This window comes from Cryobacterium sp. TMT2-4, from assembly GCF_004402575.1.
GTDB classification, from domain to species: domain Bacteria; phylum Actinomycetota; class Actinomycetes; order Actinomycetales; family Microbacteriaceae; genus Cryobacterium; species Cryobacterium sandaracinum.
The window spans coordinates 58,899-81,822 of sequence record NZ_SOGE01000034.1 but is presented as its reverse complement, the minus strand read 5'-3'; the positions used below and the strand labels follow the sequence as shown (position 1 = coordinate 81,822).

Here is a 22,924-nt window from a genome sequence, read left to right as displayed (position 1 = left end):
TTTGCTGTTCAGTAGTTCGAGAGCAGGTCGGTCAGGACCTGCCTGCCAAACACTAACGCGTCGAGAGGCACCCGTTCGTCGACCCCGTGGAACATCGCCGGGAAATCGAGGTCGGCGGGGAGCTTGAGCGGGGCAAAACCGTAACCCTTGATCCCGAGGGTGCTGAGGGCCTTGTTGTCCGTGCCGGCGGAGAGCAGGTAGGGCAGCACCGGAGCGCCCGGATCGTGTCGGCCAAGGGTTTCGACGACCGCGTCGACGAGGGGCCCGCCGAATTCTGTTTCGAGACCGATGTCGCGGTGCATGATCACGATCTCGATGTCGGGGCCGACCAGCGCGGCCACTTCGGCGAGTACGGAATCCTCGTCGCCGGGCAGGGTGCGGATGTCGATGAGCGCCTCGGCCCGGTCCGGGATGACGTTGTGCTTGTACCCGGCGTGCAGAACGGTGGGATTGGTCGTGGTACGCAGGCTCGCTTGGATGAAGCCCGATGCCGTGCCAGTGGCGAGGGCCAGCTCGTCGGGACCAACACGTTGGGGGTCGACGTCGAGCACCCGTGCCAGCTCCGCCAACAGCTGGGTGGTGGTCTCGGTCAGACGGATCGGCCACTCGCGTCGGCCGACCTTGGCGACAGCCTCGGCGAGCCGGGTCACGGCGTTCCTACGGATCAGCCGGGACCCGTGGGCCGCCTCGCCCCGCGCCACAAGCTTGATCCAGATCAGCGCCTTCTCGCCCGTCTGGAGCAGGTAGGCACGCTGACCGCCGAGCGTGATCGAGTAGCCCCCGACCTCGCTGATGGCCTCGGTGGCGCCGTGGAAGAGCTCCGGACGGGTGTCGACGAGGTAGTGCGAGCCGAGCACTCCCCCGGCCTCCTCGTCGGCGAAGAACGCCACGATCAGTTCACGGGCCGGTTCCTGGCCGGAGCCAAGGATGTTTTGGAGCGACGCGAGCATCATGGCGTCCATGTTCTTCATGTCAACGGCTCCGCGGCCCCACAGGAGGCCGTCCTTGATCACGCCGGCGAACGGGTCCACCGACCAGGCCTCCGGGTCAGCGGGAACGACGTCGAGGTGGCCGTGGACCACCAGCGCCCCGCGGCTGCTGTCACGACCCGGAACGCGCACGACGACACTCGTGCGGCCCGGTTCTGAATCGAACAGCTGCGGGGCGAGGCCGAGAGACCGCAGGTTCGCCTCGACGTACTCGGCGGCATCCGTTTCGCCGTTCGAACGGCCCTCGCCATAGTTGGTCGTGTCGAAACGGATGAGGTCGCGAGCGATCGTGGCCGTGAGGTCCAGTGCAGCGTCGGCCGGCGTGTTGTCAGCAAAGGAAAGCATGCGTGTCACGCTACCGGGCCTCGCCGCCGGCGGGCGACGGTGGGCGCGGCTGGAGGGCCTCGAAATCCGTGCTAGATTACATATTCGGCGGCCGGGAACGGCCGCTGGAACACTCGGCCCGGGTGGCGGAATGGCAGACGCGCTAGCTTGAGGTGCTAGTGCCCTTATGGGCGTGGGGGTTCAAGTCCCCCCTCGGGCACAGAGAGAGGTTCGGAGTATTCCGGACTTCCGTTTGGGAAATAGGTCGAGACAACCGATATCGGTTGTCCGGCCTATTTTTTTGCCCGAAATCGGGCGCCCAGGGCTCCTCGCTCCTTGTATAGCCGTCGGGTTAATCGCAAAAAAGGCGTACCTGAGAATTTCAGGTACGCCAAATGGAATCGATCTTGCGCGGTAAGCGGGGGTGTGTGTTAAGCGTGCCGTTTCTAGCCCGGCGGTGGCTGCGCCTCGTCGATGATGGGGGCAGGGCCGGTGGTTTGCCAGAAGGTCGCGGGGAGTTCTCGGTTCTTCGCTGTCACTGGCTTGATCGCGAGTTTGCGTTTGTAGAAGCTCAGCATCTGGCGCATGTTCTCGACGACAGAGGCAAGCGCGACGACGATGTACGTGAACGTGTTGCCGCGCACGGCACGTTTGTCCGGGTTGGCGATGTCTTCATACTGGCTTCGTTTCAGGTTCCGGTTGACCGATTCGACCCCATTGCGCATTCCGTGGGTGGTTCGCCACTGTTCGCCTCCGTAGGGGTAATACTGCTCGTGTTTGAGACCGCCGGCGTTGGGAGTCTCGGCGTCTTTGCCGGTCGGCAGCTTCATGAGCACGCTGTCACCCTGGTGGGCGAGCGGCTTCGCCTTCCAGAGCTCATAACCCGGCGCCTCCGTGGGAATCATGTATCGGCGCGTGCCATCCGCGCTCATGCGCCCCTTGCTCTTGAGCCGGAACAGTTCCCGACGCTGCACCTGCTGGGAGTACAGGGTTTCCGCCCCGGACAGGATGCGCGCACTGCTGCCGTACTTCTTTCGAGCCGCCTCGATGGTCAACGTGAGTTCCTCTTGGTCTTCCTCGTTCTCAATCGGGTTGCGGAGAGATCCTTTGAACTGTCCTGACTTCTTCTCGTGAGCCGCTTCAGCTTTGGCAAGCTTGCCCGCATCTTCACCGTGCTTCTTCCGAACTGCGTTGATGATCCTGTCCGCGTTGCAGAGGACTCCCGGGAGCGTGTCCAAGTACCAGGTTCCTGAGACCTGGATGAAGCCGCGCGGGTCAAAGGCCTTAACGCCGAGATCCTCATCCTTGTAGTCGCACACCAATTTCGCCCCCAGACGGCGCGCCGGCACTTGAAACTCGTCAAACTTGGCGCCTGAGTAGGCGCGGTCCATGATGACGAAGTTGATCTTGCGCTGCCGTAGGGCCAGAGCGTTCAGGAGATTCAAGCCTTCCCCGGTGATGGCGCCTGGTATGTGGAATCCGAGAGCTGTTGTCACCAAGGGGAAGGAATCCACTTCACCCGGTGTGTTGGGAGTCAGCCGAGCAACTTCGATTTCCACACCCCAAGAGAGTTTCTCAATGGATCGGCCCTTGTGTTTTTGGCCTGGATCTGACTTCTTGAACGCACGAGCGTCCGCATGGGTGACGGCTCCGTGGCTGCCTTCGCGTTTGTAGAAGCCACCGTCAGGGTTGGCGGTGCGACGGTTGCCTTCGAGGTTCCTGGACGACGGGTTTCCGGTCTTTCCTTGGAGTGGAACAAATGTGCCGTCGATGGCGTGGTTCCCATCGGGCCGGTTGCGAAGTTCCTCGGGAAGAAGTAGCCAAGACCCGTGGACCAGGTCATTGGCCAAGGTCCACATTCGAATGCGACGGATGCGACATTGCTGTGGATCGCGGTTGGCTTTCACTTTTCGGTACTCGGCTTCGGTGAGGACTTTGTCGCGTCGGCCGGGGAATTCGTCGACGAGCGCGATCAGGCGCTGCAGCGCGGCCCAGATCCGTTCGTAGACACGCTCGTCCAGGCCGTCATGGGTGAGCCTGAGCACGGCGCGTTGTCTCGGGCTGAGCTTGAGGAACGTGTGGGAGAGTTCGGTGATCAACGTGGGCTGGTTAATTCGGATCTGAAGCAAGATCAGGCTCAGCACTGCAGTCTCGTCCATGATCGGTTTCCTCCCGGCCGCCGACAAAACGTCCTCTGAGCGCCAGCCCGCCAGCAGTTGCCCGATGCGCGCCTTTTTCAGGACTCGGTCAACCTCAACCACGGCCACACTGAGTGGTGCCGTGCGCCGTTCGCTGAGGTAGTCGCCCATGCGTTGCCCGAACGTTGTCAGCATCCATTCCTCGGCCTGTTCACGCTGGCTGGCACTGGTGGGGCGGGTCACTTCGTACCCCGCAACTGTGCGATGCGTGCGTCGTTGCTCAGGCGTGGAACATAGCTAGCAAGCCTGGAGATCGATTCGAGGGACTGGAGGCCGGCGGCCTCCATCAACGTGAAGACATCAACACGGTCGGTCATCTGCTGCACAAGCCAGGTGTTCCTAAGTCGACGAACCCGAACGGAGGGGCTGCCGGTCGGGCTCGAGGCACGGGCCACGAACGCGCTCACGACGTTGTTCTTCGTGCTCGTTCGCTTGGGCAGAAATACGAAAGACTCGCCCGGCAGATCACGGATGGCCTTGGCCAGAGACTTCTCGTAGCGAGCACGAACGATGACGGTGCGGACGCGACCGTCGTTGGTGACGTTGATGGTGACGACTCGATCGGGGCTCACCATCACGGAGTCGCGTCGAAGCGTCGCAATTTCTACCGACGTAAGGCCAGCCCCAGCGCCAAGGGCGATCAGGGTACTAGCGCCACGACGCATGTACACGGTGCCCTGCCCTGCCGCCCACCGGTCGAGCGCGACGCGCTCGGCCTCGTCGTAGGGGGTGTCGAGGCTTCGCTCGTTGAGCGGCATCGGGTTCCGTGGGTTGGCTTCGGGGTTGACGGCTTCCGCGACTCGAAAGAGCCATGAGCGATAGTTGCGCTGGGTTCCTTGGGTCAGATCGGGGAGATTGTCGCGCACATAGTGCTCGATCAACTCCCGGTTGAAGATGATCGTGGCATCTAATTCGGCGCCGACCACGTACACGGCCCAATACGCGAAATGGATGCAGGGTCCCATGAGCGTCTCGACGGAGTAGGTCGTCTGCGGCAGTGCCAACGCAACAGCATCTTCGACAAAGGGCCGAATGGACTCGAGCTGCTCGGCAGGCAGGTCCGGCACATACTCAGCCATCTTCTTCGCGCTCAGCGCGCTCAGCGCGGCTCGAGCCGCCGCCATCGCTGCCTGATCCTTGTCGTCGGAAACTCCGCCTCGGAGTGTCATCCTGGCGGCCGCCAAACTCGGGTCATCGGACGTCCTCCCGAATCGAAGCACCCGCGCTTCGCTGTCGTACGTAACGTCTGAAAGGGCCTTCATCCCGGCGAGGTGGGCTTTTGAGCGAGCAGAGCCGGCGGGCGCTTTCCGCGTGGCGGTCTTGGGGGTGGGCAGGACGGAAGTGAGGAGTGTGGGGGTCATGCCTATGTGCGTGTGCGGCTACCCCGCACACCGATTTTTCAAAAACGGTGTAAATCAGACAGACATTCTCTATATTCATATTCACGGGGAATATATCCGGTTGGAATGGTGAATAATGCGTATGATTGCGTCATGCCCAGACCTCCTAAACCCGGGGGCGCCGTGTTCGAACCACGCTCCCTCGCCACGAATCGCAAGAAGTTCGGCAACTCCAGTTCCCGGCTGACGTCCACAAATGTCGAGTCGCCGCAACAGGCAGCGGCCGAAGTTCAGCACGCGATCGCAAACCGGATTCGCGAGTACCTCCTGGACCAGAACGCAGATCTCAAGTCCTATTGCGCGAGAGCCACGCTTCCAACGGGCTTGAACTACGAACGCTTCCAGCGCATCAATCGGGGTGAAACCATGATTACCCTGACCGATCTCATGTACTGGGCAAACGTGATTCCCGGCCTCGTCACCTTCATCGGCGCCACGATGGACACCATCACGAGCGACGCGCACTTCGAACCGTCCGACGGCGCAGTAATACGTCAAGTCCCCTAGCTCCATCATTGGCTTCGGTGGGCCGTACTCCGTCTCACTCCCCGGAATGTCAGTGTTTGCCGAGGCAACGTTCGGCTGAGCGGTCAGGCCTGCCGTCTGCGAGTTCCGAGCAAGTCGAGAAAGTCCGCAGGAATCCACCGACATCACCTCCTGTGGTCCGTCTCGGAGTTCCCTCCGGCGGAGGGACCTCCGGAGTCTGCGAATGCCTCTTAGGGTCTACCCGTCGACCTGTGAACGCCAAAGGCTGCCGCAGCCTCGACTGCCACTGACTGCGACCTCTGACGCGGTTTAGCCAACCCTCAGGGGCGCAAGAGCGTGTTTGGCCCCTTCTCACAGGACCAGACCGATGGTTGGCGTGCGTGGGCTCGCCGCAAACGGCGTCTCCATTTCCGATCCACATGTCATACAAATTACGGTCGACGCCAACGAATCGCTGAGCCGGATGCATCTTTGTCGACGAGTCGGTCTTTTGCCCTTCTTTGTTCAGCGCTTCCTGCCGATCGGCGTCAGTTAGTGTCCGCCACGCTTCTTTGGAGTACCAGGAAGGTTGCTAGATGGGTGGCAGGCAGGCTGAGTAACGGTTTGCAGCTGACGAAGCTGCCGCCCAGCCCACAAGCGAGGGCGAACTGGGACTGCCCCGGTTTGGTTGACTCCTTCTCTCGTGGGGTCTCCGTGATGTCCGTGACCCAGAGTCAATGACTCCACGAACTCCTCGCGTGCCAGGCACGGACGGCTTGGCGACTCAATTCAGGAAATGCCCGACCTCCGGACCGCAGCTACGGCAAAAGCGTTCCTGTCGAAGCGCATCCCACCTGCATGCACGACACCAATGTTGTGCCAGCCGGCGCAGCCCTGTGTGAGAGCCAAATCGCGTTCATGTCGAGCGTGTCTCTGGCGTCCCTCATCAAACTCAGGGCATGATCCGAGAAGCCGATGTGGCGCTGCGAGCCGAAGTGGAACGTGTGTGTCACATTGGCGTCGACATCGATTCCGCGGTGTGCCCGCAGTGCCCGGGCTCGCGGGAGAGTGAGACCCGTGGCGGCGGCCAAGTCCGTGGCAGAGCGGTGGTACTTCTTCTGAAGGTCCACAGTGCGAATGGCAGCCACATCGGCGCCAGTTCCGTCCGGGACGTATGTCACCGGTAAGCCGCCCTTCTTCACCATGCGTACCTGAACTTCCGGTCCTTCCCCGGAGATGGTTGCCCCAACGTTGCTGAGACGCGGAAACACTTGATCGCGTTCCTTGCCTGCGCGAATACCTTTCTCCACCCGGATGACGTCGGTATCTGAAACCTTGGTGTCTGGCTCGTTGTGCGCCTCCATCGCCAGCAAAGTTCGAATGCGCGCTCTTGCCTCCGCCCCGGCCCGTCGCCCCGGTTTCAGGAGTTGGGCGATATTCGCATACTCGCGATCGACGAGAATCTGAAAGTCCTGCGGGGGCTCGACAGAGATCGGCAGGACCCGTCGTGGAAGGTGGTCAGCAAGCCGCTCAGCAAACACGCGGTGGATCACGTCATCGAATAGGGTCACCGCCGCTCGCACATGGAGGAACAGAATGCCTTCGTCAACTTCGTTGTACCAGTGCTGTTCGTCGTCGCGCATCGCATCAATCGCTCGAAGGGTGCCTGCCTCTTCGTCCGTGAGCTTGATACTTGAAGCCTGCTGGGCTTGCCTCACTACTGCCTCGAACCCAAGGGATCGACCGGTCTTCGGGTCAAATACCTTGACCTGTGCCTGATTCAGCGCCGCTTTGAGAAGCATTTCGAATGCGTGCTGGACGTGCAACAGGACTGAGGTTGCTCTCCCGTCCTCGCTCATCGAATTGAAAGCCGACACGCTCATCCGCATTGAGAAGAGAGCCTTCTTTTTCAAGATCCGCGCGCTGCTCCGTAGCTTCATTACGCCTACGCCGCCCGCTCTTCGCTGTACCGCGGCGCCATGGACTCCATCTGCTCCATGACGAGCTTGATGGCCACGGGTTGACGGTCCGGCGGATAGCCGTGCTTGACGAGCAGGCGCTTGATCGAGGAACGCAGTTTGGCGCGCACGTCATCACGCACGGTCCAGTCGGTGCGCACATCGCGGCGCATCACGGCAACCAGTTCGCGCGCGATGTCCGCCAGCACGGTCTCGCCCTGCACCTCGACAGCCGATTCGTTCTGCGCCACGGCGTCGTAGAACGCGAGCTCGTCGTGGTTAAGTGGAGGCGCGAAACCAGCGCCGCGGTTCGCCTCCGCGGCGACCTCGCGGGCCAGGGCAACGAGCTCTGCGATCACCTCGGCCGAGGTGAGTTGTTGGTTCGTGTACTTGTTCATCAACTCAGAGATCCGGTCCGAAAACGCGCGCCGCCGCACCAGGTTGTTGCGCGTCGTGCGCACCGCCTCATCGGTCAGCAGCTTGCGCAGCGCCTCGATCGCAAGCTGCGGGTTACGCGCATGCTGCGTCTTGGCCATGAACCCCGGGCTGAGATCGTCAAGCGACGGCTTCGGCATCCCGGCAGCCTCGTAGATGTCGAGCACCCCGCCCGCGCTCGTCGCGGATGCGATCAGCTCGCCGAGCAGGCGCTGCACATCCTCCGGCACCGGCTCGCCCCGCGCCTGACGGTCAGAGGCGTCGAACTTGGCCATCCACACCCGAGCCTCTTCATACAGCTGGATCTCCGGCCGACGCTCCTCCAACTCCTGCGACCCGGCACCCGAGCACAGCGCCCACGCCCGGGACAGCTGCCCCGAGTAGCGGCGATACGCGGCCGCCAGGGTCTCTTCGCCCTCGGTAACTTGGTTGCCCGGCGTCGCCGCATCCCGGAGATAGTTGACCGCACCAGTCACCGCGTTCAGGTAACGCTTCGGGCCACCCTTGGCGAGCTCCGCCTTCCAGTCGTACCCGGCGAGCATCGCACGCAACGTGTCGACCAGCGACAGCGTCAGCACGATGGCGTCGTCGACGTCGCGCCCGATGGGCTTCAGAACCTGGTCGGTCTTCGTGTATTCGCCGAGCGCCTTGGCCAGGTTGTCGGCGAGCGGCGCATACGCCACCAGCAGGCCGTCCTCCTTGCCGCGGAACGTGCGGTTCACCCGCGCGAGCGTCTGCATCAGCAGCGCGCCCTTCAGCGGCCGGTCCAGGTAGAGCGTGTGCAGCGGCGGCGAGTCGTACCCGGTGAGCATCATGTCTTTCACGATCACCAGCTGCAGCTCGTCGTCGACGTCCTTGAGCCGGGCCTTGACCACGGCGTTGGCCGAACTGCGGCGCACGTGGTCGATGACCGGCGGCTTGTCCGACGCGGTGCCCGAGTAGACGACCTTGATGACACCCTTGTCGAGCTCTTCCGAGTGCCATTGCGGCCGCAGCGCCACGATCGCCGAGTACAGGTTCGCGCAGATCTCGCGCGTTCCGCCCACGATCATTGCCTTGCCGGGCGACTCGATGAACTTCGTCATCTGGCCGCTCCGATTCTCCCAGTGCGCCACGATGTCCTCGGCCAGCGCGGCGATGCGGTCCGGTGCGCCATAGACGGCGTTGACCACGGCGACGGATGCCTCGATCCGCGCCCGCTCGGTGTCGTCCAGCCCCACGGTGGCTTCGTCCGCGGCCTCGTCAAGGATCTCTTCCGTAACATCCGTCGCCAGGTTCACCTTGATCAGACGCGGCTCGAAGTAGACCGGCACCGTGGCACCGTCGTCCACGGCGCGGGACAGATCGTAGATGTCGATGTACTCGCCGAACACGTCACGGGTGTTGCGGTCGTCGAAGGAGATCGGTGTGCCGGTGAACGCGATGAGGGTGGCGTGCGGCAGGGCGTCGCGCAGGTGACGGGCGTAGCCGTCGAGGTCGTCGTAGTGGCTGCGGTGCGCTTCGTCGACGACCACGATGATGTTGCGCCGGTCGGAGAGCAGCGGATGCTCCGCACCGGCCTGCTTCTCGGCCTCGCTGCGCCCGAACTTCTGCAGTGTGGTGAAGTAGATGCCGCCCGTGGCGCGGTTGCTGAGCTCATCGCGCAGTTCGCTACGGCGCTTGATCTGACGCGGCTTCTCCGGCAGCAGCAGGCTCGCCGCGAAGGTCTCGTAAAGCTGCCCGTCGAGCTCGTTGCGGTCGGTGATCACCACGACCGTGGGGTTCTTCAGCTTCGGATGCCGCGACACCAGGTTGGCGTAGAGCTCCATCTCCATCGACTTGCCCGAGCCCTGCGTGTGCCAGACCACGCCGGCCTTGCCGTTGCTCTCCACCGCCTGCACCGTGTTACCCACGGCCTTGGTGACGGCGAAGTACTGGTGCGGTTTGGCGATGCGCTTGGCAAGGCCGTCGGCGCCCTCATCGAACGCGGTGAAGGAGCGCATCAGCTGCAGGAACCGCTCCTGGTTGTACAGGCCGAGCAGCGCGATCTCCATCCCGGTGGTCGCGTTCCAGTCGTTCGTGTCGCCGGGCTTCACCGGGGTGCCGTCGTCGTCGACGTTCCACGGCGAGAAGTGGTTAAGCGGCGTGAACGGGGTGCCGTACTTGGCGAGGATCCCGTCGCTGGCCAGCGTGAACACACAGAACCGGAACGCCATCGGGAACTCCCGCAGATACGTCTGCAGCTGGGCGTGCGCCGCGGCGACATCCGCCGACTCACTGCCGGCCTTCTTCAGCTCGATGACGCTCACAGGCATGCCGTTGCAATACAGCACGACGTCGAAGCGCCGCTTGTAGTCGCCGCGGACGAGCGTGACCTGGTTCACCGCGAGCCAGTCATTCTCCGACGGTTCGGCACTGACCAGACGGATGCTCGGATTCACCTCGGTGCCGTCGTCGCCGATGTAGCTCAGGCGGAACCCGTCGATCAGGTAGTCGTGGATGCGCTGGTTCTCGGTGATCGCGTCCTGCGACTTGGGCGAGGCGATCTCGGCGAGCGCCTGTACCAGGTACTCCCCCGGCACCGTCGGGTTCAGACGGCGCAGAGCATCGAGCAGTCGCGGCCGGATGAGCAGGTCATCCCAGCTGTCCCGATGCCCGCTGCCCGGCGCGATCTGCTCGCCTGCTGTCGGCTGCCAGCCGAGCGGCTCACTGAGCAGCTCGAGCGCCACCTGCTCCCACTCCGCTTCCGAAAATCCCGCCATCAGAGCACCCCCTCAAGTACTTTCTCTGCATCCCTCACCCGAAGCTTGCCAGACATGAGCGCAGGGAGGAGTGCGTTGCGGGTGGCGGCCAAGGATTCACTCTCGCTCCTCAGGGAATCACGCATCTCTAGCATTGGCAGAGCCACGGCCGCATATCGCTGCTGGACGTCCACAGACACTCGCGGAGCCCGGAAAGTGGGTATCGCATCCGAGGCAAGGTGCAGCACGGTCGTGCCGCTCGTCCTGCTCTTGCAATGTGCGCGGAAGCCGCCCTGGAGCATCAGACCGAGCATGAATTCGACGGGAACGCCTGAAACCGGACGAACGATGGCAAGATCCAAGCTGGCCACGAGAGTCTCATGGTTCCCGCTTCCAGGTACACGAATAGCCCGACCCACCACTTCGGCGGCCTGAGTGAGATCGGTCTGGGCCACGACAATTTCCCCAGGGTAGATCCGCTGTTCTGGCTTGTAAGGGCCTGCATAGTCTTTGAGACCGCGGGCGGAATAACCACCGTTTCGGTCAAATGACTTGAGAGTGACTAACGCCGTCCGTGATTCCACAAGGTCAACGCTCCGATAGGACACCCCTTTGGTCACAGTGGCAAGCTCGCTGAATGGAATGAAGCCCTCGGACTCCCTCACAATTGCAGTGAACGAAGCCGCGAGGGTCTCGCCTAACAAGGCGACCAGCTTGGTGTTAGCCGCGATCTTGTCGTCGAGTGCCCCGAGGACCTCTGCAGTTGCATCCTGGACGCTGCGCGTGGGCACAAGCACCTGCAGGGCTTTTGCATCTGGGTAATACATCGTCTGGTGCGTTGTTCCATAGGAGAATCGCCGCACACTCTCTTGCTCAGCCATCAGGAGATACCTGAGGTAGCTCGGTGAGAGTCCCGGGCCGCACACCCAGTTGACGAAGTCTTGACTAGTCGCCATTGGAACGCCCATTATGACGACGTAGCCGACGGAGGCAGTCCTCGAGAGACAGACTGTCCCAGCGGGAAGTAACCTCGCTGAAGAATTCAATAGGCCCAACTCAGAAACGTGTTGGTTTGTATCGCTGATGATCTCACCGTGATGTGCCGTCGCATCGCGAATACCTATCCATGGGATTCCGCCTTCCCAATAGTCCGAGCGACTTCGACTCGGAGTGTGACCGCTCTCCAGACGCGCGAGGTCGCTCAAAGCGCGCCAGATAAACCCTGAAGGTTCAGGCAGCGCAGTGCGTCCAATGCTCAGAGCGAAGCGACCAGGCACCACTGCTCCCGTAGCGTCGCGTCCGCCTGTCTTGCTCGCAGAACTGAGCATCAGACTCTCCCCAGCTGCGCACGCACAACCGCCGCGAGCCGTTCCGACTCGTCAAACTGGGTGAACAGTTCCTCGCCAAGCCGAACGATTTTCTGTTCGATTGGCTCCCCATCGTCCTCTATCTTGGCGGCGCCAACGTAACGGCCAGGCGTGAGAGCGTAATCACCGGTCTTGACCTCAGTCAATGATGCGGAGTATGAAAAGCCAGGCTCGTCTTCGTAGATGAGTGCGGCGTCCGTCGCTGACTTCGTGCCGCGCCAGGCGTGGTAGGTGCCGGCGATCTTCGCGATGTCCTCATCGGAGAGAGCGCGCTCGGCGCGGTCGACCATATAGCCGAGGTTGCGGGCGTCGATGAAGAGAACCTGGCCGGTGCGGTCGATGCTGCCGTTCTCTCCCGCGGTCTTGTCCTTGGCGAAGAACCACGTACAGACCGGGATGCCGGTGCTGCGGAACAGCTGCGTTGGCAGCGCGATCATGCAGGAAACTAGGTCCGCCTCGACGAGCTGGGCGCGGATCTCGCCCTCACCGCCGGAGTTCGACGTCATCGAACCATTGGCCATGACCACGCCTGCGCTGCCGCCGGGAGCGAGCTTGGAGATGATGTGCTGGATCCAGGCGTAGTTGGCGTTACCGGCCGGGGGCACACCGTACTTCCAGCGGGGGTCGCTCTCGCTGCGCGCCCAGTCCTTGATGTTGAAGGGTGGGTTGGCGAGCACGTAGTCGGCCTGCAACTCGGGGTGCTGGTCGCGGGCGAAGGTGTCGCCCCAGCGGCTGGCGAGGTTGCCGTTCAGCCCGTGGATGGCGAGGTTCATCTTGGCCATGCGCCAGGTGCGCTCGTTCATCTCCTGGCCGTATACGGAGATGTTCGAGCCCTCTTTGTGGTGGGATTCGAGGAACTTCTCGGTCTGCACGAACATACCGCCCGAACCGCAGCACGGGTCGTAGACGCGGCCGTGGGTGGGTTCGAGCACCTCGACAAGCACGCGCACCACTCCGGCGGGCGTGTAGAACTCGCCGCCGCGCTTGCCCTCGGCGGCCGCGAACTTTTCGAGGAAGTACTCGTAGACCTCGCCCAAGATGTCGCGGGCCTTCGTGGCGCCGTGACCGGTGAAGCGAGCCGAGTTGAGCAGGTCGAGCAGCTCGCCGAGGCGCCGCTGGTCGACCCCGTCGCGGTTGTAGATGCGCGGCAGCGAACCGGCGAGAGCGGCATTGTCGGCGGAGAGCAGGTCCATCGCCTCGTCGATGAGCAGGCCGATCGACTTCGGCGCCTCCCCCGCGATTGCGGGTAGACCCTTCGCGTTCTCGGCGAGGTAGGTCCAGCGGGCGCGGGCACCCACCCAGAAGACGCCGCGGCCGGTGTACTCGTCGACGTCGTCGATGAGCTGGCCGATCTGGTCCTCGTTGAGGCCGTCGGCTTCGAGCTCGGTGCGGATCTGCTCACGGAGCTCATCGAAGGCGTCGGACACGTACTTGAGGAAGACCAGGCCGAGGATGACGTCTTTGTACTGCGAGGCATCCATTGAGCCGCGCAGCTTGTCGGCGGCCTTCCACAGGGTGTCCTTCAGCTCTTTCATGGTCGACGGCAAGGCCGCGACTTTGATCTTGGGTGCCACTAGTTGGTTCCTTCCGATGGAGCGAATGCGTGTGAAATTTGTGGGCCCGCAGTCAGGGAGACCGTGACGCTGCCGGCGGTGACGCCGGTTATGAGCAGGGCGGCGAGCTCGTCGAGGTGGGCGAGGCGCTCGTGAGCGCGTCCCTGTTCCAACCGTAGCGAGGCGAGGACGTCGGTGAGCGCACGGCTCTGCGTGTGGTGCACCTGGCGCAGCGGCCAGCGCTGCCACCGCCGCTGCCCGGGCGGAAGCGCCGTGATGTCCGCGGCGAGCACCTCGCTGAGCAGCCCGTTCGGGTCGTCGGCGCTGATCCGCAGGATGCGCGCGGGGAAGAGCACCACCGAGGTGCCCTCCCGGTCGACGATCGCGGCGGGGTGCGGCACTGTGGTGAACACGACATCGCCCGGCTCCGTCACCCGGCCGGAGGGATAGTCGGCGGCGAAACGCAGCCGGTCGATGCGGCGCTGGCCGAGCGAGATCACGCCGAGCACCTCGGCCGGCCCGATCAGACGGATGCCCTCACCACGCCGCCGACTCCCGCCGGCGCCCTCGGCTAGGCCTTCGGTCACGTCGCTGGCGGCGAGGCGGTTGCCCGGAATGTAGCGCAGGTGCCGGGCGGCCAGGAGTTGCTCCACCGTCTGTACCGCCGGGGTACCGGGCATGTGCCCGCCCGCGGAATGGTCGGCGGGGTCAGGTGCGTGCGCGGAGAAGTGGGCAAGGTGGCTGAGGCCGGGTGCGGCATCCGTTTCGGGGTTTGGGCGTGGCGCGGGTGCCAGCAGCGCGAGCAGTTCGTCGACCCGCACGGCGAGCGCGGCGCCCTGCGTTGCGGGTGCGGATGCGACGGGGCGCGCACCGGCCACCAGCCAGTCCCGGCGGGCGAGCAGGATGCGCGTGAGCACGAAGCGCGCAAACCGGAACGCGTGGGCGCGCACGGTGCCTCGGTCACCGAGGGAGGCAACGAGGTCGCTGACCAGGTCATCGATCACGGCGGCGGTCAGTGGCGTTGCGGTGAGGTCGGCGACCATGGTCCACCGGTCGGCGAGGGGCACCTGCACGTGCGCAGCACCGAGCAACCAGAGCGCCTGGGCCTGCTGCGGCTTGTGGGTGAGGAGTCCGACCGGGAGGCGCACGACCGCGCGCACGCGGCCCGAGCGCAGCAGGGCGGAGCGCAGCTCCTCGCTCTCCCGGGAGAGGCCGGCATCGTTGAGTACCGCCGAGGGGGCAATGACCACGCCGAGCTGGTCGTTGGTCATCTGCAGCACGATCTGGTCGATCGCCGAGAGCATTTCGGCGGGTGCCATCGCGGCTCGGCCGGCGGGAGGCAACTGGGCGATGTGCACGGCGGAACCGGTGACCGCGAACGCCCCGGACTCCGCCACCTCGAGGCCCACGCGGGTGATGCCGTGCACGAGCAGGCGCCGGCGCAGGAGACGCCCGGCCTCGCCGTCGTCGTTCGGCGTGAGCACGGTGAGGTCGCTGTGGTCGGCGTCGGCTTGTGCCAGGGCGAGGAGGATGTCGCCCGCGCTCCCGGCTGCGTCGACGAATAGTGCGTCGCCGTGCTGGGTAGCGGCGAGCGCTGACGCGGAGAGCGCCAGAACCTCGAGTGCCGGGCTGCTCAGTGCGGTCTCGCTGTGGTCGCGCAGGTCGAGCCGGAACCGGTCGGCCAGCAGCCCCTCGAAGGCCGGGCCCTCGCCGTACGCAGCCTCCACCAGCGCATCCACGTATCCGATGAGCGCGGCACGGGCCGGGCCGAGTGCGTCGATTTCGCGGTAGAACAGGGTGTCGTCGGGGTCATGCTCGTCGGCGGCGTCGAGCAGGTCGGCGTCGCTGAGTGTGCTGAGCGGGGTGCCGAGCTGGCTGCGCAGGGCGAGGAGAGCGGTCACCGCGCTGAGGGAGGACTGCGCGCTGCCGGCCGATTCGGCGGGGGCGGCGTGGGCTGCGGCATCCGTTGACGCGTCGGGGTTGTTGCCGCGGCGCGTGTCGGTGAGCCACTGGCCCACTTGGTGGGCGTCGAAGAGTTCCTGGCCGCGCCGGCGGCTCACCGGGGCAGGGAACGGGGTATCGGTCTGAGCGGAGCGGGTGCGCCAGACCGAGACGACCGGGCGCTGCACCCGGGCGAGGGCTGCGATGTCGGACATCGTCATCAGGAGCGCCGGCTCAGACGTGCTCATTCGTGCTCCCCCCTCTGCCTGTTGTGTGTGCTCGTGTGACTTCAGGTTAGGGCAGCGGAGTGAGAACCCATGCAGTTTGCTGATAACCCCTGTTATCAGTCACTTGCGGGCGCACTGGTTGCGGTCGCCCCTAGCGTGACGTTGTGCCTGATCCACCCGAAGTTTCAGGCATAGGCAGGCGGCGCACGGTCACGGGGGAAACGCCCGTGAGCCGCCTGCTCCCACCACTTCAACACTCGGCGCGGTTCGCCGGGATCGCCGCGCTCGGCGCTCAGCGCTTAGCCAGACCATTCATAGGAGATCACGGTCATGACACCACAGGAGAACAGCACCGCGAGCACTGAGGCGCTGGCCGGTTCGACGACGGATGCTGTAGCACCCACGGTTGCAGCAGCACCCTCGACCCCGGCGCCACTTCCCACCTCGCCGCCGGCGTTCAGCCCCCGCGAGGTCAGGGTCGGCGCAGTCGGCCTGGCCATCGGCCTGGTCGTCGGCGTTGTCGGGTCGCTGCTCATGGCATCCGTTGCCGGCGGTCTCGGCTCGATCGCGCTGGGCAACCCGATGGCGGATGCCGCCGCCACCTGTGAGGTCGAGACGAACCCTTGGATCACCGTGGGCGATGAGGGTCGCAGCATCTCGATGCAGAGCGAGGGTGAGGAAGCGGCCGGTGCGAATTTCGACGACCTGGCCTGCGTGCTCCTCGAGCTCGACACCCCGGACAGCGTCATCAACCGGATCGACAGCACCCGGGCCCTCGACGGGCGCCAGACCGGTACCTGGGAGGACTATTCCGCCTCGTGGGGCTACCACCCCGACAACGGCCTCGACATCGTGATCGAGATGCCGGCCTACTAACCGGCCACCCCACTTCCACTCTCACAGCATCAATCGAACAGGAGCCACAGCATGTCCGAGATCAAACCCACCACTTCAGGTGCAGCCGGCGTTCCCGCCGCGCAGCAGGAACAGCCCATCCCTCTCGCTCCTCCGGCACCGCGGCCGGGCTTCCCTGCCGGTTCGGCCGGGCCATCCGGACCGGTGCTCGTCTCGGACAAGTCGTTCGTGGTGACGTGGCTGCTCTCCTTGCTGCTCGGCATGTTTGCCGCCGACCGCTTCTACCTGGGCAAGGTCGGCACCGGCCTGCTCAAGCTGTTCACCTTCGGCGGTCTGGGCGTGTGGGTTCTGGTCGACCTGATCCTGGTTCTCACCGGAGCTCAGCGCGACAAGCAGGGACGGATGCTGGCCGGTTACGACCAGAACAAGAAGATCGCCTGGATCGTCTCCGCCGCCCTGATCGCCCTCTCCATGCTCATCTCGGGTGCGAACGCAGCCACGGCCACCGATGCAACGCCCGCCGCCGTGGCGCCGATCGCCGCGGAGGATTCGGCTGCGACGACGGAACCAAAGCCGGTCGAGACTACGGCACCAGTTGAAGAGGCGGTTCCGGTTGAGGAAACGCAGGCTCCCGAGCCTCCGGCCCCAGCCGTTCCTGCTGACTTCGCTTCCGCGCTAGTCAAGGCCGCGAGCTACTCGAAGACTATGCACATGAGCAAAGCGGGACTCTACGGTCAACTCACCTCGGAGTACGGCGAACAATTCTCGCCGGAGGCCGCTCAGTTCGGGGTGGACAATGTGCAGGCTGATTGGAACGCCAATGCTCTCGCCAAGGCGAAGTCCTACCAGGAGACTATGGCCATGTCGCCGGAGTCGATTCGTGAGCAGCTCACCAGCGAATATGGGGAGCAGTTCACCGTAGAGGAGGCGGACTTCGCCATCCTGCATCTGAACGACTGACCAGTCGCCACAGCGAGAACCCCGCCCAAGCGCGGGGTTCTCGCTGTTCCCGGGCATGGACAGCGGCGACCGCCCTGCACAGCTGCTCGGATGAGGTCATTGCGAGTGTGCGCGGAGAGCGAAGACCTTGGCTGCAAAACTCACCGCGACAGACACCGCTGGCACCAAGATCGAGGAGAAGATGAGGAGGGTTGCCTTGATCGCCAGTAAACGGCGGGGGTGCCTTCGCGGTCATCGAGCGCATCGGTTTTTATTTCGTCGGCCCTTCTCTGCCACCATCCCGGGTGATGAATTCCAGGCCAAGGGTTTGCACGTCGAGGATGGCCTGGCTGCTCGCGGATGCTGAGCCACCCTGATCCAAGATCACAACGCGTGTCTGGAATTCCGCGTCGCCGGAGGCGTGGGTGACCAGTTCGTCGACGTGCAGGTGGTAGTGGCCGCCGAGGTAGAGCCGGGGACGTACTTGCTGGAACCCGCGATGGAACATGGCACGTCCTTCAGCGGAGTACTTGAGGCCGGCTGGCGGCCACCCGTGGTCTGTTGCCGCCAGCCACGCATCTAGGGACGGTAGGTCCAGAGGTGCATCGTGTCCGATGAGCACGTCGGCAACTTCGTGCCCGAGCGTGGTGAGGTCTGCCTCGGTGATTGACTCTTCCGCCCAGACGGAACGCCCCAAAACACGATGGCCGATATCGACCGAGTTGGCGCCGCCGAGGGCAGCAAGGGTGGCGCCGCTTGCAAGTACGGTCCTGTAACCACGCGGGATGTGGACGATGTTCGGTCGGATCCAGCGCAGCCCGTCATCGGCGACCGGGAACTTGTAGAGGAGGTCGAAGTCCTCGTGATTGCCGTCAACGAACGCGAGGGTCTGGGCCGTCATCTTGAGTCGTCGGCTCAACTTGTCAATATCGATGCCCCAGTTGTGCCCCGGCCACAGAAACCCGAAATCGCCCAGGACCACCAGATGTTCGATCCCTCGGGCTGACATCGTTCGTGCCACGGTCAACACGTGTTGCATGTCGCCGTGGGTGTCGCCGAGGAATCCGATGCGATTGGCGGCGGACAGCGTGCCGCGCCCGGTCGCAGTGATCACAGCGCCCTCGCTGACTTGTCCCACGCTCGGCAATCACCGAGCGCGAGACACCCGCATCGGGACTCCGGTTCGTGAATAGCCATGTCACCAAATTACGGTGAGGTGTTCCTCTTGGGGTGCACGCTGGGCATCCGTTGTCGACGAGTCGGTCTTTCGGGTATCCCGTACTCAGCGGGAGTGGCGGAGTCCAGATCCAGTGTTCTGCAGGGCCATGAGCACAGCGAGCTGCGCGGCCCGGCCCGCGGACTGTGTCCCCATCTGCAACTGTCGGAGCTGGCGGCCCAACCATCTGGCCAGCGAGAACTCCACCGTGTCTGCACCGTTGTGGGACGGCAGTTTCCCGGTCAGGTCAACGTGTTGGACACAGGCGTCGAAGTTTTCCTGCCATGCCTGGTCGTGGGGATCCAACTCGAATGCCGGTGAGACGTCGAGCCGAAGGAGCTGGTATCGGCAGAGTTTGTCTTCGAAGCGGCGCTGGTACCGGGCCCACTCGCCCCGGCGCCGTTCTTCCGCGGGGAGGGTGGCAAGGTTTCGGGTGCGCTCGCGCGGGGTTCTCCCGTTTTCACGCCAGTAGTCTTCGTAGCTATAGAGGGCAGAGACCCAGTTGGCTGGGCGTTTGGCTGCGGTCGGTCGGGAAGCGCCGCGGTGTGCACTGTTCCTGTCGGCTTCCGCGTAGCGGACCGAGCGTGGGTCCGGATCTGGATCTTTCAGCCAGAGCGCCTCGGCTTTGGCGTACAGGTTCTCCTGGGGATTCGTGCCGTTCATCGGTAGCCCGTCGTGGCCACCGGGGTGGCGGCCTCGACGAAGTCATGCGCGGGGCAGCCTGAAGATGCGCGATCGCTCGCGGACTCACGGGACTTCGTCCATGAATCGGCGGATTGATCCGCGAATTCTTCCTACGGTTGTGGTGCGAGGCGTTCCAATATCGACAGATCTGAGAATCTCAGAAATTCTTTTGAAATTCTTTTTATGCAATTGATCAGGCATTACCTTCAGGCAAGGGGTTGGAAGGTGACGAATATGGCCGAATTCTGCTCAGTGCCCGAAATCCGCCGCACACATATGTCTTATGACAAACAACCGATTCATCGACAACCTCAACTCCGACACCAACAGCCTCCCCAAGCTGCGGGCAACCATGACTACTGACTCCACCACACCGGACACCACCGATTTCGGCGGCATGAGCGCATCCGAAGTCCACTCCGGTGGTCGCACAGACCATGTCTTCACTTCGCAGCAGGTCGCTCTGGCCCACTCCCGGGTTCTCCAGTCAGGCATCCTTGACAAGCTGGATGCGTGGCGAAGCGAGGACGCTCACGTCACCGGTGCCAGCGCACGACTCCCCCTCATCTCTGACCACGCCACCCTGGTTGGGCTTCTTCTGCTCGCCAGCGAGCACGGTCCGCTCCAGATCAGCTCCCTCGCGGTGGTCCTACAGAACCGACTGACTCAGGAATCCCGCACGCTTCTGCACCTCTCCGATGTGGCACCTGGTTTCGCAGGCGAAACTCGCGAGGCCAAGCGCTGGTTCGACGTCACTCACCGTGCCTTCCACCGCATGCTCCCACTCATGGATCCCTTTCCTCAGGAGAGGAAAACGGCAAACACGTACACGGAGATCCAGGCCGTCCTAGACGCGCACGACTCTGACCTCGAAAAGAAGATGAAGACCCGTCTGGGCGAATTCACGAAGGGGTTCCTGCACATGACATTTATGCAGCAGCCGCGGCGCCTCCGCCAGGCCACCCATCGCATCGAACTCGCCGTCGACCAGACGTTCATCGGGTCGCCGACCACCCGCGGCTTCTCCAAAAACAACTTGGCGAAGAATGTTGCAGACGAAATCGGCACCAGCCCTCTGTCCCTGGATTCTGGACCTGTTGACGCATTCGCCGGCTGGCATGTGCACGGGAAGGGTGTCGGCAGGAGCGACTTCACCTGGGGCTGGATGGCCAATATCGCCGTGCGCGTCGACTCGGAACACCCCGGGGAATCCCGATTCCCCAAGCTGGCGATCAGTGCAACCCTGAGCATGCCCAACATCGGGGTGACCGAAGAAGCCGTTTCGCTGATGCGTTCGGCACTCAGCACCGGCCTCGCACTCGGCATCACGGATGCCGACAAGGCCTACTTCGCCAGCTCCCGCGTCGAGCGTCTCCATGAGCCCACGTTCAACCTCGGGTTCACACCGTCGACCGATTACCGCATCGAGCGACTCGGAGTGCAAGGCGGCCATTTCGGATCAACCTTTATCGAAGGCAAGGCCTACTGCGCCAGCATGCCCACGACACTCCAAAACGCGTCCAGGGATCACGTCAACGGCACCATCGACGCAGAAACATATAGAGGTCGCATTCAGGCACGCGTTCACTTCGAGCTTCGTCCCAAGGGCAAGCCCGATGACCAAGGCCGGGTCCGCATGATGTGCCCCGCCGTCGGGGCCAACCCGACCGTCACCTGCCGCCTACGCGAAAGGCCCGCGAGCGACGTCAGCTCGGCCAGTCCTCGCGTCGCCGAGAACGACCTCCCGGAATATCCCGACAAAATCTGCATCCAGCATTCTGTGACCTTCGGCAAACAGGACGGTCTGCGCGAGCGTCAGGCCTTCACTTACGGCAGCCCGGAGTGGCAGGAATTTCATACTCCACCACGGAACTCCGCTGAAAGCCTGAACGCCGGTGTCAATAGCCCCGTTCTTGAGAGTTTGGACGACGCCTCCCGCCGAAGCGTGCGCGGGTTCGCTGCCGCCCAGGTTTTCGTGACGATCCTGCTCACCAACTACAACCTGCGCTCAATCGCCGCGTACCTACGCGTTGAAGTCCAGGATCAGGCCTCGAACACAGTGGCGGTAGAAACAACCACGAACGCGCGTCGCGGAGACCGTCAGCGGGCAACCCGGTGCACCCCTGAGGATGGTGCTGCGCCTACGACATAGCCGAATCCAAGAAGTCGCTCCTGAAGATTCTCAGGAGCGACTTCTTGTATGGGGTCGCCGAAAGCCCGTGGATTGCACGGGCAGCCTCAACACCGTCACCACCGGGCCTCGAACTGATTCTTGGCCGCACGCAACACTGCATCCGGTTGCTCGAGATGATCGACGGGACGGTCCTCCGCGTCAAATGCCGTCGTCGGAGAGCACAGCCAAAGCAACAAATCCGCCTCGGACCAGTTATTTGCCGCCGCCAGTTCGATGAGCCGCGCCATAACCGGGATGATCGTTCCGCGGGCCCGATCGAATTGGTAACCCGGATACAGGACAGCATTCCGCCGGACGACACCGGCGATCTGATGCGCAGCGCGCCGCCGCGCCGCCAGCTTCCGGTTTGACGGCCTGGCACCCAGGAGTTCGGCGACTTGCCCGCTGGTCAGCAACCCAAACTCTGCGGCGATACTGCGCCACATGTTCTCTGTCGCCTGCAGGCTGCGCGCGAGCTGCGGCGAAACCACATCCGGGCTCGCCGCCATGGCACGCCTGAGCCGCCACACACCGGGCTCGGAAACCCCCGAGGTGTCCGGTTCCCCGGGACGCTCTGCTCCGGCCATGGTCCACCTCCACGTAGCTATTTGCCTCGCAGCCTATTGCTGAAGCCGCTGAAGACTCCCGTGTGTCCTACCTTTCACCACGGGGCTGGCCGGGTTTGTCGCTGAGTCGGCTGATTGAAACCGGCAACTTTCGTAGCGTTGAACTTCAGCAGGCCCGAGAGGTCCGACAAGTGGACACCCGGTCCGAGAGAAACGGGGTGCGGCATGGTTGACATGGCTGAAGGCGCTGCAGGCGACTGCGGGGCGAGTGGACCGGATTTCCTGTGGGGTATCGAAGGCGGATGTTGGCTCATCACGACTGAGGACTCGACCTATCGGATCGACCTGGACGCCATGACCATCGACAGGTTTCGGTTTCCCGATCCCTCGTCCGCCCCCACGGATAATGGGCCCACTCGCCCGCTGAGGGAGATCGTGGAGTGCAGGGTTGGAAAGCTCGGCTACTGGCTCCTAAACCCCGAAGGCCCCGACATTGAGACCGTTGAGTACTACTGGCAACGTTCCAGCACCGTCGTGCGCATTGAACCTGTGCCCGCTCAGCCGGCAGATCGCCCCGAGTGATGGCCAGCGAACGGACGGAGGAGCTGACCGGTGCCGAGGGCGGCCGCTGGATTGTGACGACGCTGAGTTCCACGTATCGATTCGATCTGGACGCGATGACGGTCACCCGAATCCCCGGCGAAGGTGCCAGTCGAACCGTGAACGATCGGACGCGGCCGCTCCGTGAGATCGTGCGCTGCGGGGTCGGCGCACGGGGCTACTGGTTGATGAATCCCGAGGATGACGAGTCGGCCTTCGTCGAGAACTACTGGCAGCTGTCCACCACGATCCAGAGCATCGCACCCGCACCCGCGGAGTGATCGGCGAAATGGGCTAGTCGGGCCCGGAAGGAG

Annotated in this window: 17 protein-coding genes and 1 tRNA gene; 7 read left to right on the top strand and 11 right to left on the bottom strand. The window is 63.8% G+C overall.

Annotation, left to right across the window (positions count from 1 at the left end):
* Positions 1 to 8 precede the first annotated feature (8 nt).
* Positions 9 to 1,334 carry a M20/M25/M40 family metallo-hydrolase gene (locus tag E3O54_RS11710; RefSeq protein WP_134401645.1) on the bottom strand — a complete coding sequence of 442 codons (1,326 nt, stop codon included), beginning with the start codon at positions 1,332 to 1,334 and terminating at the stop codon, positions 9 to 11.
* A 116-nt stretch (positions 1,335 to 1,450) separates the two neighbouring features.
* Here E3O54_RS11710 and E3O54_RS11705 point away from each other — a divergent pair.
* Positions 1,451 to 1,533, top strand: a tRNA-Leu gene (locus E3O54_RS11705).
* 226 nt (positions 1,534 to 1,759) lie between these two features.
* Here E3O54_RS11705 and E3O54_RS11700 read toward each other — a convergent pair.
* Together E3O54_RS11700 and E3O54_RS11695 are read right to left on the bottom strand one after the other, a co-directional pair.
* Positions 1,760 to 3,694, bottom strand: coding sequence for a hypothetical protein (locus E3O54_RS11700; protein ID WP_134401644.1), 1,935 nt, complete (start codon positions 3,692 to 3,694; stop codon positions 1,760 to 1,762).
* Positions 3,691 to 4,635 (bottom strand): hypothetical protein, encoded by a 945-nt coding sequence (locus E3O54_RS11695; protein WP_134373744.1) that lies wholly within the window; start codon positions 4,633 to 4,635, stop codon positions 3,691 to 3,693. Before E3O54_RS11695 ends, E3O54_RS11700 begins: the two co-directional genes overlap by 4 nt.
* Positions 4,636 to 5,004: 369 nt before the next feature.
* Between E3O54_RS11695 and E3O54_RS11690 the strand changes: the two genes are divergently transcribed.
* Positions 5,005 to 5,418 (top strand): hypothetical protein, encoded by a 414-nt coding sequence (locus E3O54_RS11690; protein WP_134401643.1) that lies wholly within the window; start codon positions 5,005 to 5,007, stop codon positions 5,416 to 5,418.
* 776 nt (positions 5,419 to 6,194) lie between these two features.
* Here the strand turns inward: E3O54_RS11690 and E3O54_RS11685 are convergent.
* Genes E3O54_RS11685 through E3O54_RS11665 form a run of 5 tightly spaced genes read right to left on the bottom strand, consistent with a single transcriptional unit; the run spans position 6,195 to position 15,598 of the window.
* Complete coding sequence (locus tag E3O54_RS11685) at positions 6,195 to 7,316, bottom strand: DUF3644 domain-containing protein (protein WP_174720216.1); 1,122 nt, start codon at positions 7,314 to 7,316, stop codon at positions 6,195 to 6,197.
* Between the two features lie 5 nt (positions 7,317 to 7,321).
* Positions 7,322 to 10,510 (bottom strand): type I restriction endonuclease subunit R, encoded by a 3,189-nt coding sequence (locus tag E3O54_RS11680; RefSeq protein WP_134401642.1) that lies wholly within the window; start codon positions 10,508 to 10,510, stop codon positions 7,322 to 7,324.
* Positions 10,510 to 11,817 (bottom strand): restriction endonuclease subunit S, encoded by a 1,308-nt coding sequence (locus E3O54_RS11675; protein WP_134373738.1) that lies wholly within the window; start codon positions 11,815 to 11,817, stop codon positions 10,510 to 10,512. Before E3O54_RS11675 ends, E3O54_RS11680 begins: the two co-directional genes overlap by 1 nt.
* Positions 11,817 to 13,430, bottom strand: a complete 1,614-nt coding sequence (locus tag E3O54_RS11670; RefSeq protein ID WP_134373736.1) for a class I SAM-dependent DNA methyltransferase — start codon at positions 13,428 to 13,430, stop codon at positions 11,817 to 11,819. The genes E3O54_RS11675 and E3O54_RS11670 overlap by 1 nt, the downstream gene beginning before the upstream one ends.
* Positions 13,430 to 15,598 carry a hypothetical protein gene (locus E3O54_RS11665; protein ID WP_134401641.1) on the bottom strand — a complete coding sequence of 723 codons (2,169 nt, stop codon included), beginning with the start codon at positions 15,596 to 15,598 and terminating at the stop codon, positions 13,430 to 13,432. The genes E3O54_RS11670 and E3O54_RS11665 overlap by 1 nt, the downstream gene beginning before the upstream one ends.
* A gap of 309 nt (positions 15,599 to 15,907) precedes the next feature.
* Here E3O54_RS11665 and E3O54_RS11660 point away from each other — a divergent pair, with 309 nt between their 5' ends.
* Together E3O54_RS11660 and E3O54_RS16975 are read left to right on the top strand one after the other, a co-directional pair.
* On the top strand, positions 15,908 to 16,453 hold the full coding sequence (locus tag E3O54_RS11660) for a hypothetical protein (RefSeq protein WP_134373732.1): 546 nt from the start codon (positions 15,908 to 15,910) through the stop codon (positions 16,451 to 16,453).
* Positions 16,454 to 16,504: 51 nt separating this feature from the next.
* Positions 16,505 to 17,392 carry an Ltp family lipoprotein gene (locus tag E3O54_RS16975; RefSeq protein ID WP_241976883.1) on the top strand — a complete coding sequence of 296 codons (888 nt, stop codon included), beginning with the start codon at positions 16,505 to 16,507 and terminating at the stop codon, positions 17,390 to 17,392.
* 250 nt (positions 17,393 to 17,642) lie between these two features.
* On the opposite strand, the gene E3O54_RS11650 is transcribed toward E3O54_RS16975, so the two are convergent.
* Together E3O54_RS11650 and E3O54_RS11645 are read right to left on the bottom strand one after the other, a co-directional pair.
* On the bottom strand, positions 17,643 to 18,485 hold the full coding sequence (locus E3O54_RS11650; RefSeq protein WP_134373730.1) for a metallophosphoesterase: 843 nt from the start codon (positions 18,483 to 18,485) through the stop codon (positions 17,643 to 17,645).
* Between the two features lie 168 nt (positions 18,486 to 18,653).
* Complete coding sequence (locus E3O54_RS11645; protein ID WP_134373728.1) at positions 18,654 to 19,250, bottom strand: helicase associated domain-containing protein; 597 nt, start codon at positions 19,248 to 19,250, stop codon at positions 18,654 to 18,656.
* A gap of 304 nt (positions 19,251 to 19,554) precedes the next feature.
* Here E3O54_RS11645 and E3O54_RS11640 point away from each other — a divergent pair, with 304 nt between their 5' ends.
* Positions 19,555 to 21,423 (top strand): hypothetical protein, encoded by a 1,869-nt coding sequence (locus E3O54_RS11640; RefSeq protein WP_134373726.1) that lies wholly within the window; start codon positions 19,555 to 19,557, stop codon positions 21,421 to 21,423.
* 95 nt (positions 21,424 to 21,518) lie between these two features.
* On the opposite strand, the gene E3O54_RS11635 is transcribed toward E3O54_RS11640, so the two are convergent.
* Positions 21,519 to 22,031: a hypothetical protein gene (locus E3O54_RS11635; protein ID WP_134373724.1), complete on the bottom strand. Its 513-nt coding sequence runs from the start codon at positions 22,029 to 22,031 to the stop codon at positions 21,519 to 21,521.
* Between the two features lie 204 nt (positions 22,032 to 22,235).
* On the opposite strand from E3O54_RS11635, the gene E3O54_RS11630 reads away from it, so the two are divergent.
* Entirely contained in the window at positions 22,236 to 22,592 is a 357-nt protein-coding gene (locus E3O54_RS11630) for a hypothetical protein (protein ID WP_134373722.1), read from the top strand.
* Positions 22,592 to 22,891, top strand: coding sequence for a hypothetical protein (locus E3O54_RS11625; RefSeq protein WP_134373720.1), 300 nt, complete (start codon positions 22,592 to 22,594; stop codon positions 22,889 to 22,891). The genes E3O54_RS11630 and E3O54_RS11625 overlap by 1 nt, the downstream gene beginning before the upstream one ends.
* The last annotated feature ends 33 nt before the right edge of the window (positions 22,892 to 22,924 follow it).